Origin of the sequence: Algoriphagus aestuariicola (assembly GCF_017254835.1) — a bacterium.
Classification (GTDB): Bacteria; Bacteroidota; Bacteroidia; order Cytophagales; family Cyclobacteriaceae; genus Algoriphagus; species Algoriphagus aestuariicola.
In genome coordinates, this window is sequence record NZ_JAFKCW010000006.1 from 144,000 (window position 1) to 162,061 (window position 18,062).

An 18,062-nucleotide genomic window follows, 5' to 3' on the forward strand; every position below is an offset into this window, starting at 1 on the left:
GAGGATGACAGCTTTGTGTATGACGGTTTGGCCAAGTCCCTGGCCATAGAAGGAACACTTCCAAGTGGAGCCAGCGTAAGCTACAGCAACAACAGCCGAACCGATGTCGGAACCCAAGAGGTGACGGCAACGATCAGCGGCAGCAACTTCACCACTTTGGTCCTGACCGCCGACCTGACCTTGACTCCTAAAGCGCTTCAGGTTGTCGTGGATTCGAATCAAAGCAAGGTTTGGGGCGAGGCAGATCCTGTTTTGACCTACTCAGCATCCGGATTTGCGGTTGGCGATGGCCTTGAGCTGATGAGCGGAGAACTCTCCAGAACACCAGGCGAAGAGGTAGGAATCTATACAATCGAAATGGGAAATCTTAGTGCCGGTGTCAACTATACGATTGCTTTCACTGGAGCTAATTTCGAAATCATATCCGGAGATTCTGACGAAGACGGCGTACCGGATGTCGTAGAATCCGAGGATGGCACGGATCCAAACGATCCCGGAGACTACCGAGACACCGATGAAGATGATGTGCCGGATTACGTCGAGGAAGCAAATGGTACCAACCCCGCTGATGCTCAAGATTATGCCGATGAGGACGGTGACCAGGTTCCGGATTATGTAGAAGAAAAAGAGGGTACCAACCCGACTGATCCAAATGATTTTGTGGATGGAGATGGCGACGGCCTCCCTGACTATATTTTCGAAAGGTCTGTAGTCGAAGTCGTTAGCCAGACTTTGCAGGTGGCATGGGATACACCGATAAATCAACTAAATCCAAGTTCAGAAGTGGTCGCGATTACCGGCTTGGGCGAGTTTGTCAATGTGCCAGTCAGCTGGAACCTGGCCGACTACAGTCCAACGGTCAGCGGTGTGACAAGCTTCCGTGGGCAAATTACAACGTCTGGGGTATTGCGAAATCCTCTGGGAATCCAGGCGGAGCTGCTGATCGAGGTGTTGCCAAAAGCCGCCCCTCAGGATATTATGTTGAGTGAAGATCAGTTTACGCCAGTTGCCGGTCAATCGGCGCAGCAGATAGGGTTCTTTACCACGCTCGATCCAATTGACAATGTCCACACTTATCAGTTGGTGAATGCCGCACAGAACGACGGCCAGTACTTCTCCATCCAGGGAGACGGGCTCTACTGGAGCAGCCAAGAGTCCCTGCCGGGTCGCACAAGCTTTACCATTCAGATCAGCAGCACCGACCGCGCTGGAAATATGATCGAAAGAACTTTCGTGATTACGCGTACACGAATCCCGGTTGACGAGATTGAGGTTTTCAACACTTTCACTCCTAACGGGGATGGTAGCAACGACACCTGGGGCGTGCCAGACCTGCAATACTTCCAAGGAGGAAGGGTTCAGGTCTTTGACCGAAGCGGAAGAAGGATCTTCTATACCGAGTCACCGGAAGTACGATGGGACGGCACCTTTGAGGGTCAGGAGATGCCTTCGGGCTCCTATGTGTGGATTCTTGAGTCCCGAGAAACCGGTGAAGTGCGGCGCGGTGTCCTGACGCTGCTTAGACAATAAGAACTTATATCAAAAGGGGAGGGGTATCCGGCTTCTCCCCACCATTGCTAGAGACTTTTCAATTGCTATTTAAGATGAAAAATATTACTTGTGTGATTGTCGTGCTGATTTGGGGGCTGAGCACTGTCAGTTCCCTTGCACAAAACAGAAAATATGTTTCCCAGTTTTCCGAGTTCCAAAGCTACTTCAACCCGGCCTTGACTGGCTATGAAGGGAGTGTGGTGCGGGGCTTTGTCCGAAACCAATGGGGAGGTATCGAAGGGGCGCCGATGACCTATTTTGTCAATGCTGAACTGGACTTTGGGGAGCTGGCGGGAGAGATGGACCCTGCCCTTATGGGCAAAAACGCAGTTTCAGTTAATTTTCTCCAGGATAATTTTGGGGCTTTTCGCGAAAGCGAACTGATGCTCAATTATGCTTCCCGCATCCGCCTTACCGAGCGCCACAATCTTCGCCTCGGAGCGGGGATCAACTACCAAAGTATACGCTTGGATGGCAACTCCCTCACCGCCGAGGAGCTCAATGACCCCACGATCGCAAACTACATTGGCACTTTTTCCAACATGAATACCGTCGATTTCAACCTCGGAATAGCGCTCACGCATGCCAAGTATTATTTCTCCTATGGCGTTCAGCGCGTCACTGGAGGCGAAATCCAAAATGGGGACGAGTTTATGGACGGCTATCCAGCCGAGCAGATGATCATGGCTGGCTATCGTGAGGCTTTGGGGGAAAACCTTGCCGTCTCCGCAAATGGATTTTATAGAAGCAGAAAGGACCTTCCCGAAGTGTTTGACTTTAATCTTAAGCTCCTCATGCGTGATATGTTCTGGGTGGGGCTAGGCCATCGGGTAAACTATGCCAACAGTGTACAGGCTGGCTTCCTTTTTGGCAAGTTTCGCGCTGGATATGTCTATGAGTACCCCATGGCCAAGAGCTACCTGCTCTCCGGCGGCGTACACGAATTTTCTCTGGTGTTCAACATCTTCAGGCCTAACGAAAGGAGAGAGACTGACGAGGTTCTGATCTGGTAGATCGGGGTTTGACTGATTGCTTAGGAAATTTTCCGGTTTTGGATCTCAGGCATGATGTAGCGGTTGAGTTGGGGATTACCGGGAATTTGGAAGCCAAGTTCATCTGGCGATTCTCCCTCCCAGCTTGATTTTCTGCCTTCGACGGTCACGGTCATCTTTTTTGGATCTATGGTCACGAAGGTGAATAGGCTATCCTCATACGGGCAGGTCATCGCGATGTAGGGATGGTGTTCGATGATCTGCTCAGTGTAAACGGCGTGTTTGTATTTTTCTCCCACCCAATAGTAGGAAGCTGAATTGACGTGGAGGTAGTTGACATTTCCTATGTTCAGATGCTGATCAATGTGGGAATGTCCGTTGACGCAAAGCAGGATCTTGTCGGCATGTTGGCTCAATAGATCCTGGACCTCCTTTTCGTTGTCCACTGCGATCGTCCCGGCCAGAGGCTGGTGGGAGAGTATAAGGACAGGATCTTCTGTGGACTCCAATTCCTTCGTTAGCCAAACTATTTGGTCGGGGCCGATGTAGGACGCATATCCTCCTTTATGAGTAGGCGAGCCTTGCTCGTTTCCGTCCAAGATGATCAGCTTGATTCCCTGGATGTTTGCAGAATAGTACGGTGTTGGCATACCCCAGACTTCAAGACATTGGGTTTTGGTATATCCGGCGTCCGTGTCATGGTTTCCGAGGATATGTAGGGACTTTTCATGGGCTTGGTTGAAAAGCTCGATCACCGAGGCGTTTTCGGGTTTGGGATAGGCAAAGTCTCCCATCTGTATGATCGCGTCCGGCTTTTGTTTCTTCACTTGCCCGACAAAGACGCTGAGCCGCTTGTAGCCATCATGCATGATGTCCTGGTGCAAATCCGTGATCAGCCCCAGTTTGACGGCTTGCTTGAGTTTGCCGGCAAATGCAGTCGAGATTTGTGGCAATGCAAAAGCGAAACTTGCCATGGTGGTGTTTCTTAAAAATAGTCGCCGGTTCATGGTTAAAAGGAGTATAGTTCAGTTTTCGAAGTTATCCAAAAGGCATCTAACGGGATTTTCTCTGGCCGAAATTTTAGCAAGATTTAAAATTTCATCCTTTAATTGAAAAATGGAATACCGTCTGACTCGACCTTCCCCACTATAACGAGGCGGAAAGATTGCTCAGGAGGAAATTCACACTCCCCGAACTTCCAGCTCGGTTCAGGCAGCACGGACTTTCTGTTCAATGCAGCCTATGACATCCGTTTGATGGATCTTGGAGTCAACCTAAATACCAGCTATAAGCTCAATACCGAAAACCAGTATGACTACCGGTACGGAAACAAGTTTACTGGAAACCTTTTGGCCTACTACAAATTCAATATCAAGCAAAAGATCCGTGTCGCCCCCAATGCTGGCCTCCTTTATGAAACACAGCACCAAGATGTACTTTATCTCAAATACGAGGTGTACCAGTCCGGAGGGCATCTCCTAAGCAATGTGCTGGGCGTGGAGGTCAATATAGGACAGGTTTCATTTGGCGCCAACTATCAAATGCCTGTGTCCCAAAGTCTGGCCAATAATAGGGCTTGGGCCGGAAATCGGCTTATGACGCACGTTTCGTTTAATCTGAAAGGGAAAAAGAAAGAGGAGGAGAGTTTGTTTGGGATGTAGGTTTTCGAAGTTTAGAGTCAAACCTCTCAGGAATTCAGAATGTGGGAGCAGGGCTTGCTTCGCACTCTTCGCTTTTTTCAGTGGTGAGTCTCAATAGGCGCATATAGTGCAGGCCTAAGCTTAGCATATTTTGTTTAAGATCTTTGTAAATGCTTAATCGTTTAGGTTAGATGTTTGAGGAAGTATAAAAATAGTTGGTGTTATCAGTTAGGATAAATTAATAATGCTATTAAAGTGCATTTCATATACGGTATTATCATTTTTTAAATATAATAGTGCGGCCACTATATAGTATTTGTAGGACAAGTTGAGAGTTTGAACTGGGGTGAACGCTAGGCGTTGTGACTCCCGAATTTTATTGATAGAAAAGTTTAAAAAGAGGATTTTCTAACTGATTCTGGAGACCAATTAAGGCGTTTTTGTTAGCCGAAGCCTTGATAGGGCTAATCTTCCGAAGGTGTTCATTATTTTTTTATAGGAGTGAGAGAATAAAAAATTGACTTTAATTTATTCTTTTGGTCAAAAGATTATCTTTAATACTAGTTTTTAGATTTTAATAGATACATCGTGGATTATTTTTACGCATTCAGTGGTTCACAAATGTCCTATCAGGCAACCTTAAGTAATATAAGGAGGAGGATTCTAGGTGTTTTTTTGATCTTAGACTTTGCATGCTTGTATTTCAACGCAGAGGCAGTTGCATACCCAACAACCTTAAATGCAAATGAATCCTCTGAGATAGTTTTTACAGGTCCTTCCCCCATGCATTCGGCTTCTGCAGACTATGATCCGAAGGGATCATCAGTTGCCGGTTTTTTTGTAAGGGAACTTGACATGGAGATGGAAGCAAGCAATCTGACTCCCAATGTCGGATCTTCTCTGATCTTTACTCTTAAAGTCAGCAACCGCGGTGACGAGGCGGCGACGGGTGTGATGGTGACGAACAACCTTCCTTTGGGATTTACCTATCTCAGCGACAATGCAACTGGGAACTTCGATTCAAATACGGGAATTTGGACTATCGGGGATCTGGCAGCCGGAGAGGAGACGAGTTTGGAGATCACTGTCCGTGTCAACAGTGAAGGAAGCCACACCAATGTGGCAACTGCCAGCTTAAATGAGGTCGATCCGAATCCCTTGAACAACGTGGCTTCCATCACCGTATCGCCTGTTCCTCAGGCAGATCTACAGCTCGCCAAGTCTGTGCCTTCTACCAATGTTGCCATTGGTTCACAGATAACTTATACCGTCACGGTATTCAACAATGGCCCTTCACCTGCAACGGGTATACGGGTGATAGACCAGTTGCCTAGCGGTTTAGATTATGTCTCATCGTCCACCTCACAGGGTAGCTATGCAGAAGTCGGTGGGATATGGACGGTAGGTAGTCTGGCCTCGGGCTCTGGTGCAACGCTGAATGTCATAGCGACCGTCTTGGAGCCGGAGGCAGGCTTGGATTACGAAAATTCGGCTGCGATCACCGAGAGCGGTGAAGAAGATCCGGACAACTCCAACAATTCTGCGTCGGTCTCCGTCAATCCCGTCGCCAATCCCGCCTGGACTTTGAGCAAGTCTTCAACTACAGCTTCTTTTTCCAGTCCGGGTGACGTTATCGCTTATCAGCTGGTCCTTACTAATACTGGAAATGTATCCATTTCGGATGTGGAAATATTGGATCCGCAGGCTTCCGATGATCCCGGGCTCAGTGGCGGGGACAACGGAAATGGCGTTTTGGACGTGGGGGAATCTTGGACTTTTTCGGCCTCTTACGAGGTAGGCCAAGATGACGTGGACAGGGGCAGTTTTACAAACACAGCCACCGCATCAGGAAATTCACTCGGCGACCTGCAGGTCGCGGAAGACTCTGAGACAGTCAATGCCATTCAAAACCCTGACTGGAGGCTCTCAAAAACCAGCCAAACTGCGGATTATTCCAAGCCTGGGGATGTGGTCTCCTTTGAAATAGTACTAGAGAATACCGGAAATGTAAGTATCACTGGAATAACACTTTCTGATCCGAATTCTACAATTTCTAGCACCTACACTGGTGATAATACACCAATAGGTACCTTGGATGTTGGTGAAGCTTGGACGTTTTCTGCTAGTTATATAATCACTCAGGCGGACATTGATGCTGGAAGCCATACCAATACTGCTACAGCAATGGGTACTCCGGCTGGAGGAACGTTAGCCGACGCCACCAGTAATACGGTGGTGGTTCCCGCTGTACAAACTCCTGACTGGACGCTGACCAAATCGGCTACCGAGTCAAGTTATTCGGCTGTAGGCGATATTATCAATTATGAAATTGTTCTTGTGAATACTGGCAATGTGAGTATCTCAGGAATAACACTTACTGATCCGAATACTACAATCTCTGGTACCAATACTGGTGATAATGCACCAATAAGTACCTTGGATGTAGGAGAAACCTGGACTTTTAATGCGAGCTATACGGTCACCCAAGCCGATATAGACTCGGGAAGCCACAGTAACACTGCCACAGCCAATGGCACCCCCGCTGGGGGGACTCTTCCAGACGCCACTAGTAATCAAGTGGTCGTTACTGCCGTCCAGACGCCAGACTGGACTCTGACTAAATCCAATTCTACACCTGACTATGCTAGTCCTGGGGATGTGATCGGCTATGAGCTTTATTTGGAGAATACTGGAAATGTGTCCATTTCCGGCGTTACGCTGACTGATCCCAACACAACGATCAGTGGAACAATCACGGGCGACTCCGCTCCAACAGGCACTTTGGATGTAGGGGAAACTTGGGCTTATACCGCCACTTATACGGTGAGTCAGGCAGATATCGATGCGGGTGAGCATACCAATACAGCTATGGCCTCGGGTACTCCTGCCGGAGGTAATTTGCCAGATGCAAGTAGTAATACTGTACTCGTTCCGGCTATTGTGAATCCTGAGCTTACCGTAGATAAGTCATCCACAGCCCTCAATTATAGTCAGGTAGGAAACTCAATTTCCTATACGGTAGAGGTGGAAAACACAGGAAACGTCTCCATCTCCAATGTGACGGTAAATGATCCATTGGCCACCACAGGGCCGACCTATGTCTCTGGCGATACTGGTAGTGATGATATCATGGCTCCGGGAGAAACTTGGGTTTATACACTTACTCATCAAGTGACTCAGGCGGATTTGGACGCAGGGCAAATCGTCAATACAGCTACTGCTGATGGGACACCTTCTCAAGGTACTCTGACTCCAGGTACGGGCAGCTTTACGATTGATGCAGTTCTCAATCCAAACATCAACATTATCAAGACCTCTAATGTCACAGGCTATGATACAGCAGGTGATGTCATCGAGTATTACATCAATATCAATAACTCCGGTAATGTCACCCTCAATGGATTCACGGTAGAGGATGTGAATACAGGTGACATCTTCCCAGTAGCAAGTATCACACCTGGAGAAACCCAGACTTACACTGTTAGCTATACCATTACGCAAGCAGATATTGATTCTGGCTCTATAGACAATGTCGCGAGTGTCACCGGAACCGATCCTAATGGGGATCCATTGGAAAAAGGAGATGATCTCGTGATCAATGCTTCTCAGACGCCAAGATTGGCAATTGATAAATCCACGACTACTACCCAATACGCCAATGCCGGTGAGGTGATTCCTTACACTATTATCGTGGAAAATGACGGCAATATCACGATAACCAATCCGGTGGTTACTGATCCAAATGCCGATACCGGACCAACCTATGTTTCTGGGGACAGTAATACAGATGGGGTACTCGATGTGGGAGAAGTCTGGACCTATGAAGCTAGCCATACGGTAACTCAAGCAGACATGGATGCGGGAAGCTTTACCAACTCTGCCACCGCAGATGGAACGCCTGCCGCGGGGACTTTGTCTCCAGAGACTTCTACCGTCACTACTCCTGGCGATCAAAACCCAGACTGGACTGTAGAAAAAATCAATACCAATACTCCGGGCGAATTTACCAATGCAGGAGACGTGCTGACCTACGATATCGTGGTGACCAATTCCGGCAATATTTCCATCTCCGGCATTAATGTCTATGATCCTCAAGCCAACTCTGGCCCAACCTATAGTTCTGGTGATGTAGCGAATACTGGCATTTTGGATGTAGGAGAAAGCTGGACTTATGCAGCGACCTATACCGTCACCCAGGCCGATGTGGATTCGGGAGGCTATACCAATACAGCCACAATAGATGGCAATTCTGTCATTGGCCCTCTTCCTGAGAAAACAGACGACGATACTGTCCCCGCTACCAGCAATCCGAGTTGGACCTTGGACAAAATTGCTTCGCAGCCTACTTATGATCAGGATAATCAGACGATTACCTACACTTTTGTACTGGAGAATACAGGGAATGTTACCATTTCCAATGTGGTTTTGGACGATCCAAATGTGACTTCGGGTCCTACTTTGCAAAGCGGTGATACGAATAGCAACAATAAGTTGGAGCCATCTGAGACTTGGACTTTCACGGCTACTTACCAGATTACGCAGGCAGATATCGATTCAGGTAGCTTTACCAATAGCGCGACTGCAACAGGTACTCCATCCCAAGGTACACTAGATCCTGCTACTGCGGATGAAACCATAACTGCTGACAAAAACCCGGATATTTCTGTCAATAAGACTGTAAGTCCAAACACCTATGATACTCCGGGAACTGTGATTACCTACACCTTGGAGGTCACCAATACAGGGAATATGACACTCTCTGGAATAGATGTCGATGATCCGGAAATCAACCTTTCTCAGACGATCCCTACCCTTGCACCAGGACAATCTAGATCACTTACCGGAACTTATACGGTTACCCAAGCAGATATTGACAATGGCTCACTGAGCAATACACTGACAGCTTCAGGAACCGATCCGGATAATAATACCGTAGAGGACAACACCCAGGTAGATGCCAACGCCGTCCAGAATCCAAATGTTCAGATTCTGAAAACTTCAAGCGCTTCAGGCTATACCAATGCCGGAGAGGTGATTGACTTTACTATCGTGATAGCCAATACAGGCAATGTGACCTTAGATGATCTGAATGTCACTGATCCGATGACCGGCTTGGATGTGACAAGACCTACTTTGGCACCTGGCCAAGCCTATACGGTACATACCAGCTATACAGTCACCCAGACGGATGTGGACAATGGCTCCATTAACAATGTCGCTTCTATTGATGCTTTAGATCCAAATAATAACCCAGTCGACGGCACGGATGACATCACTATAGACGGAGCCTTTACTCCTGCAGTAGATATCAATAAGACTGTGCTCAATACGGGATATGACCAGGCTGGAGACGTGTTGGATTATGTCTTGGTGGTAGAAAATACAGGAAACGTAAACCTTTCGGATGTGGAAGTCATAGACCCACTGACGGGAGATGACATCGACGTTGGAGATTTGGCACCGGGTCAAACTGTTTCCTATACAGTTCACTATACCATTACACAAGATGATGTCAATAACGGGTCAATTACCAACACGGCCACTGTGGAGGGACAAGATCCGCAAGGTGGACAAGCAACGGATACGGATAGTGACATCTTAAATGGAGTACAGGACCCCGAGTTGACTCTGGATAAATCCAACGTCAATACCCCGTCGGATGTGGGAGATGTTGTAGAGTACCAGTTTGTGGTGACCAACACAGGCAATGTGACGATCTATGACGTAGAGATCGACGATCCGCTGACCACTCCTTCTACATTTGATGTAGGAGATCTGGATCCGGGAGAGTCTGCTACAGTTACAGGTACTTATACCGTCACCCAAACCGATGTAGACAACGGACAGATCACCAATACTGCCACTGCTACGGGTCAGGATCCAAACGGCGATGATGTAGAGGATACGGATACCAATTGGATTGACAGCAATCCTTCTCCTAGAATTGATGTAGAGAAAAATGCAAATGCAAATGGATACTCCTTCGCAGGCGAAGTGGTAGGATACACCATTGTAGTTCATAACAACGGCAATACCACCTTGGAGAATGTCACTGTACAGGATGCCAAGCTCAATTTCCAAAACAACATCGGTACCCTCAATCCAGGACAAAGAAGAACCTTCAACCTGAGCTATGTCGTAACCCAGCAGGATGTGGATCTGGGTGAAATCACCAACCTCGCATCTGCCTCAGGAACCGAAACAAATCTTTCTGCCACCGTGTCAGATGCGGATGCAGAATTGATTCTGGGAAGCCAGTCCCCTAAAATTGAATTGGATAAAAGAGCGATCACCACCGGGTACGACACCGCGGGGGATATCGTTGAGTACCAATTTACATTATACAACACCGGCAATGTCACCCTGAGCAATGTGCTGGTGAGTGATCCATTGGTCAGACAGACTAGTTTGCCTGTTCCGGACATGGCGCCGGGAGCAACCATCACACGGGTAGTATCATACACGGTGACCCAAGATGACGTCAATGCCGGTTCGATTACCAACACTGCACAGGCTGAAGCTACCGGTCCAAAAGGGCAAAGGGTATTCTCTCAGGATAACGCGGTAGTAGATGCTGCGCAAAATCCAAATGTGATTTTTGTGAAAACCTCTAATCCGAAGGTTGTCGATTCTGTGGGAGATGTGATCACATACACCATTAGAGTAGCCAATACCGGAAACATCTCATTGTTTGATGTCCAGGTCACAGATCCTTTGGTTAATCTGGATGAGACGATTGTAAGACTGGATCCAAATCAAGTACAGACTTACACCACGTCTTACACTGTGACACAGGCGGATTTGGATGCAGGTGCAATCCAGAATGATGCCCAACTGGCAGCGACAGATGCCAACAATAATACTTACGATAGAAATTCTTCCACCACTACAGATGTAGCTCAAAATCCACAGATCAGCATTTCCAAAACTGCCGATGTGAGCATCTTCGATACGGAGGGAGACGTCATCAACTACACGATCAGGGTAGAGAATGCCGGGAATATCACCATAAAAAATCTTCAGGTCACTGACCCTAAAACAAATGCTCCGGTGTATACCTCGGGTGATGCAGGAAATGATGACATTCTCTCTCCGGGGGAAATATGGACTTATACCACCAGCTATACCGTCACACAAGATGATGTGGACGATGGAGGCTTCCAAAATGACGCGCAAGCATCAGGGTCAACCGATACCGCTGGAAATGTAAGTGACAATACCAATATCACCGTTCCTTCGGATGTTCAGCCTAGATGGACCATTTCCAAAACTGCGACGACGAATCCGGCTACCTATCAGGCAGTGGGAGATTTACTTTCTTATCAGATATTGGTGACCAATACCGGAAATGTCCGCGTTGGCAACGTCACAGTCACCGATCCAAAAGCAGATGCTACTCCAAGTTATGTAAGTGGAGATACGGATAACGATAATAAACTTGGTCTGACTGAGACCTGGACTTATACCGCGGAGCATACCGTGATTCAGGCAGATTTGGACTATGGATTCTTCACCAATACAGCCACCGCGGCAGCAACTCTGGGCAGTGGCACCATTCCAAATGTAACCGACTCCGAAACGGTCACAGGCACTCAAACACCGGATTGGACCTTGGAAAAAGTTAGTACCACCCAACCGAATTCCTTCAATCGGCCTGGACAAGGATTGTCTTACAATATTATTGTCAGAAATACAGGAAATGTCACCATCAGTTCGGTATCTGTTTCAGATCCGGGAGCCACTTCAGGACCAACCTACAGATCCGGTGACCTAAATAACAACCAGAAACTTGAGGTGACCGAGTCTTGGACCTATTCTGCCAACTATAGCACGAAACAGGCGGATATCGATGCCGGACAATACGAAAATACAGCAACCGCTTCCGGAAATCCTGCTGGAGGTACTTTGGCCAATGCCATGGACAATGAGATCGTGCCGGCAATACAGACCACAACTATAGACATTACAAAAAATGTCGCACAAAATGGTTTTAGCAAAGTAGGAGATGTATTGAATTATACCATTGAGGTGAGGAACACCGGAAATGTGACCTTGACCAATGTCCTGGTAGAAGATCCAAATACCGGACTTTCTGATGTCATCGCCAAAATGAATCCTGGAGATAGCAAATCCTATCAGGAAACTTACACCGTGATCCAGACAGATATTGATCGCGGTAAAATTGAAAATATAGCTACTGCCACAGGCACCAAACCTGATCAGTCCACCATTTCTGATACAGCCACCGAGATCATCAACGGTGCACAGACTCCAGGTCTGAACCTCTTTAAGGATGTGTTGCAGAGCGGCTATTACCTGCCGGGTGAAATCATCAACTACACCATTTTTGTCCAAAACCCTGGAAACATCAACATTTTTGATCTCCAAGTAGTGGATAACAAAGTGGGCTTAGATACCACTATAGCGGTATTTGGCCCGGGAGTGCTCACCAGATTTGATGTGGATTATACGGTCACCCAAGCAGATGTTGACCTGGGCAGTATTACCAATGTGGTCTCTGCTATTGGTCGGGATTTCAATGGAAATATTCTTTCCGATACAGATTCTAAACTGTTGATCGGTACCCCAGATCCAAAGATGGTAGTAGGTAAGTCCACCACGACCTCTAACTATTCCTCTACGGGAGATGTGATCGAATACCATGTCTCTGTGGAAAACACAGGAAATTTGACCTTGTTCAATGTCATTGTGGAGGATCCTAAAGCAGAGATCCTCACAACTATGCCTATCCCTTCCATTGCTCCGGGACAGACTGTGGTGGTAGATGCTGCACACACCGTGGTGCAGGCTGATATCGATGCAGGACAATACGTGAATACGGCGACTGTAACTGGATCTGAGCCGGACAACACGCAGATCATCAAACAGACGAACCAAGTAAGAGTGCCGGCGATTCAGACTCCGGACTATACGGTGACCAAGTCCAGCTCTACAGCAGACTATGATGCGCCTGGAGATGTCATTGAATACACATTTGTGGTTGAAAATACCGGGAATGTGACCTTGGCCAATATCACATTGACAGATCCAAAAGCACAGATCACAGGAGGAAATCCAATTGCTACCTTGTCACCGGGACAATCCGCTACCATTACAGCCGAACACCGAGTGGTACAGGCGGATCTCAATGCAGGTCTGTACCAAAATACAGGTTCTGCCAAAGCCAAGGACCCAAATAATAAAGACGTTAACAGAAACTCGAATCAAGTGACTGTACCGGCCATTCAAAATCCAGACTTGGAGATTGTAAAAAGTGCCGGACAGCCCACTTATTCTACCTTAGGAGAGGTAGTCGATTATGAGTTTGTAATTACAAATACCGGTAATGTAACATTAAACAATACTAGGGTATTTGACAACAATACAGTAGTGGCCGGAGGACCTTTCTCCATGCAGCCCAATGCGGTTCGCACAGTGACTGCGACCCATACCGTCACTCAGGCTGATTTGGACGCAGGAACGATCGTGAACGTAGCGACCGTGCAGGCCAAAGATCCTCAGGACAGAAGTGTTTCGTCCATTTCCAATACAGTAACCATCACTGCTGTTCAGACGCCTGGTTTAGCCGCTGTGAAGACTTCAGCTGTTCAGACCTATAGTCAGGTGGGAGAAGTCATTCAATACAACGTTGCCGTCACCAATACCGGCAATGTCACGCTATCAAATTTGGTGACAACTGATGCGAAAGCTACCGTGAACGGGGGAAGCCCGATCACCTCTTTGGCACCAAATCAAACACTCAATGTTTCTGCCTCACACCAAGTAACCCAAGCGGATATCGATACAGGTAGAATTATTAACATCGCTTCGGTGGAGGGAGTTGATGTCAATTCAGATCCAATTTCTACCCTGACCAATGCCGTCACCGTCACTGCAGTACAAGACGCTGAAATCCAAGTGACCAAAACAGTAAATCCTGTTTCCTACGATTCGCTCAACGAAGTTCTCAACTACACTTTGATTGTTGAGAATACCGGAAATGTGACATTGGATCAGGTCAACTTATTAGATCCTCTTACAGCGGTGAATAGTGCAATAGGCACCATGATACCTGGTGATACCTATACGACCACCGCAACTTATACAGTGACGCAAGCAGACTTGGACAGTGGTTCTGTGCCAAATATTGCCACAGCCACTGGTATAGATCCAAATAATGTCACTGTAACTGACACGGATCAAGAAGCAGCTGTAGGGGTTCAGGATCCGGAAATTTCAATTCAAAAAACAGCTGATGTCACACAGGTAAGCGCTCCAAATGAGCTGATCACTTACACTTTTGTAGTAGAAAATACCGGTAACCAGACCTTGACCGATGTGGAGTTTGTGGATTCCAGAATTCCATTTGCCCAAGCCATCGGTACAATGCTTCCGGGTGATGCACAGACCTATTCCACTACATATACTGTCACACAGGCGGATATCGACAGCGGCGCTATTGTTAATCCGGTGACCGTCACAGGACTTGTTCCTGGAGGTCAGACAATTTCTGACAATGACGAAGTTACTGTGGACGTGGACCAAAATGCACAGATTGAGTTGATCAAAGTGGGTGACCAATCCTTCTACACTGGGGTCAATGCAGTGATCAACTATACGATCATCGTCAACAATACTGGTAATGTCACCTTGACTAACGTCAATACCGTGGACAGCCAGTTGGCAATCAATGAAGCTGGCACCTTGCTTCCCGGGGAATCATTTACCTACACAGGAACCCATGTCATCACCCAAGCAGATCTGGATAGGGGAAGCTTTGTAAATACTGCTTCTGTAAGGGCAAGCCAGCCTTCTGGCCCTGCCTTGACGGATGCGGACTCTTGGACTGCGACCGCTGTTCAGTTTAGCCAACTCCAAGTCGACAAGTCTGTCAGTCCTGTGGTCTACAACAATGCTGGGGACGTACTGACGTATCAGATTTTGGTGAAAAATAATGGTAACGTCACTCTCAGCTTGGTGAAGACAGAAGATCCTCTGACAGGGCTTTCTGAATCTGAGCCTACTTTGGCCCCGGGTGAGGTGTTGACTTATGCCACTGTTTATACTGTGACACAGCAAGACGTGGATAATGGCTTGTTTAGAAATGTGGTCCAATCCTCTGGAACCAGACCTAATGGAAGCAAAACCACCGGTCAGGATAATGCCGTGGCAATTTCCAACGGCAAGGGTGGAATCGACTTGACTAAAACTGCCTTGACAGGGACTTATTCACAGGTCGACGAAGTCATCCAATACGAATTGAGTATTACCAACATTGGCACACTCACCTTGAACAATATCCAATTGGATGATGCCAGGTTGAGCTATTCCCAGTCCATTGCAAGTATGTCTCCTGGGCAAACTGAGGTATTCACAGCTTCTTACACCGTTACCCAAGCGGATTTGGATGCGGGTTCAATCACCAATACAGCGACAGTTAACGCACAGGATTCTGATAATAAAACTCAGTCCGCTAGTGATGATGCGGTGGTTAATGCGGTTCAGAAGCCACAGATAACTTTAGTAAAAGATGTGGGGCCATCGACCATTTCTAGCACTGGGGAGAATTTGACCTATACTTTCACGGTGATCAACTCCGGCAACGTGACTTTGACAGGAGCCCAGCTGGTGGATACCCGATTGGCTGGATTCAGTCCGGGTACTTTTGATCTGAATCCTGGACAGTCGGAAATTTTCACCGCAACCTATCAAACGACACAGGCAGATGTGGATCGAGGGTTTATTCTGAACATGGCCAGGGTCAGCGCTAACGCTCCAAACAACAGCTCGGTTTCTGACACCGATCGAGCAAATGTATCGGTGCAGAGAAACGGTGCCATTAATATCCAAAAAGATGCAGATCTAAGCACAGTAACGACCGCTGGTGAAGTCATCACCTACACAGTGGTCGTTACCAACTCGGGTAATCTTACCTTGGAAGATGTGACTACTGTCGATCCAATGACTGGATTGAATGAATACGAGTTGGAGTTGGTACCAGGCGCTTCGGTTTCCTATACTACCATTTATACAGTCACCCAAGCAGATATCGATGCGGGTACAGTTGTCAATGTGGCCACGGCAAATGGTACGACATCTTATGGTGTGGACAAGTCAGACACGGATGATGCTAAGGTCAATGTGGTCCAAAACGGAGCAATCTCTATCACCAAGACAGCCAACCCTCAGGTATATGCTGTGCCGGGCGAAATGATCACCTATACTTTTGTCATAGAAAATACCGGAAATTTGACTTTGGCACCGATAAATCTTATAGATGCTCAGCTTTCTCTAGATCAAGATTTTGCATCCTTAGCTCCCGGCCAGGTGGTTACGGCTACCGCTACCTATTCAGTTACGTTGGCTGATCTCAACAGAGGCTTTATTTTCAATGAGGCGACTGCATTTGGTACAGGACCTAAAGGAAAAGGATATAGAGATGTAGATACCGAAAGAATCACGGCAACAAATGCACCTGCCATTGGAATTACCAAAACGGCCAATGTGGCTACTTATCAAAAAGCAGGTGACTTGGTAGAATATACTCTTACTGTCACCAATACCGGTAACACTTCCTTGATCGGGGTAACTCTGGCCGACAAGCAAATTCCTGTGCTGGAGGTGAAAGCGGGTATGGTGCCTGGCGATGTTTGGTTGTACACAGCGACACATACCATTACCCAATCAGAGGTAGATGCAGGTTCCCTGACTAATGTGGCAACCGTCACAGGCTTCTCTCCTCAGGGCACTTCAGTCAATGGCCTGGCATCAGTAACTATTCAAGCCAATCAACAGCCTGAAATTACTTTGACAAAAACTGCCGATGTCAATCAGGTGGATGCACTCGGAGATGTGATCAATTATGAATTGGTAGCAACTAATACCGGTAATGTTACCTTGAGTAGTGTGGTCTTGACAGATCCGCTCACGGGACTTTCCGTGGATATCGGCACTATGCTTCCAGGACAGACAGTGACCAATACAGAAAGCTATCAGGTAGAGCAGACCGACTTGGATGCAGGCTCCATAGTCAATGTTGCTACGGTTGCCGGAGTAGATCCGAATAATCAATCCGTACAGGCTATTGACGCTGTGGTGGTACCCGCAATTCAGAATCCGGATATTTCCATCACCAAAAAATCAAATATATCAGTTTACAATCAGGCAGGTCAGTTGGCGACTTTTACACTCACGGTGAGCAATACCGGGAATGTGACTTTGAATGATGTGACCGTGACCGATCCGTTGACCTCTTTGTCGACGGATGTGGGAAGTTTGGATCCAGGTGACCAAATAGACCTGACTACCTCGTACTCTATTAGCCAGGCGGATGTCAATAATGGAAGTTTGGTCAATACTGCTACCGTAATTGGCACAGATCCAAATGCTGGGACTGTTACCGACTCGGATGATGTCACTCTGGTGTCATTACGTCGTCCAGATATTGAACTGACCAAAACTCCTGATAAGGCAACCTTCTCTCGTGCAGGAGAACTTATTAGCTACGCCTTAGTAGTTGCCAATGCTGGTAATGTGACCTTGGATAAAGTAAATGTCCTAGATCCGCTTACCAATTTGGGGCAAGGAATAGGAAGCTTGGACCCGGCAGGCACATATACTTTAACTACAGTTTATACAGCTACTCAAATCGATGTAGACGCAGGAATTATACATAATTCTGCTACAGCTAGTGGTGTAGATCCGAAAAATCAAAAAGTCAATGACTACGCATCTGCTTCAGTCACCTCCATCCAGACCCCAGGCATCAGTTTGACGAAAACAGCTAATCCGGCTACCTATTCACAATCAGGGGATCAGATCAGCTACAGCCTGGTGGTGACGAATACAGGCAACGTGACCCTGGACAATGTGTTGGTAA

General features: G+C 47.2%; 5 protein-coding genes. 4 read left to right on the forward strand and 1 reads right to left on the reverse strand.

The window, feature by feature from the left end; translation table 11 throughout:
* A partial coding sequence (locus tag J0A67_RS21945) for an MBG domain-containing protein (protein ID WP_206571544.1) occupies positions 1–1,530 on the forward strand: 1,530 nt, incomplete at its 5' end.
* Between the two features lie 74 nt (positions 1,531–1,604).
* Positions 1,605–2,564 (forward strand): PorP/SprF family type IX secretion system membrane protein, encoded by a 960-nt coding sequence (locus J0A67_RS21950; protein ID WP_206571545.1) that lies wholly within the window; start codon positions 1,605–1,607, stop codon positions 2,562–2,564.
* A 20-nt stretch (positions 2,565–2,584) separates the two neighbouring features.
* On the opposite strand, the gene J0A67_RS21955 is transcribed toward J0A67_RS21950, so the two are convergent.
* The gene (locus J0A67_RS21955; protein WP_206571546.1) at positions 2,585–3,550 is read right to left on the reverse strand and encodes a metallophosphoesterase family protein; all 966 of its coding nucleotides are present in this window, start codon (positions 3,548–3,550) and stop codon (positions 2,585–2,587) included.
* Between the two features lie 102 nt (positions 3,551–3,652).
* On the opposite strand from J0A67_RS21955, the gene J0A67_RS21960 reads away from it, so the two are divergent.
* Together J0A67_RS21960 and J0A67_RS21965 are read left to right on the forward strand one after the other, a co-directional pair.
* Complete coding sequence (locus tag J0A67_RS21960; RefSeq protein WP_206571547.1) at positions 3,653–4,204, forward strand: hypothetical protein; 552 nt, start codon at positions 3,653–3,655, stop codon at positions 4,202–4,204.
* A gap of 762 nt (positions 4,205–4,966) precedes the next feature.
* A partial coding sequence (locus J0A67_RS21965; RefSeq protein WP_206571548.1) for a CLIPPER-2 domain-containing protein occupies positions 4,967–18,062 on the forward strand: 13,096 nt, incomplete at its 3' end.

Bases quoted from the DNA above. Each gene is read 5' to 3' on its own strand.
- J0A67_RS21955 (WP_206571546.1), bottom strand. From the start codon at position 3,550: ATGAACCGGCGACTATTTTTAAGAAACACCACCATGGCAAGTTTCGCT.
- J0A67_RS21950 (WP_206571545.1), top strand. From the start codon at position 1,605: ATGAAAAATATTACTTGTGTGATTGTCGTGCTGATTTGGGGGCTGAGC.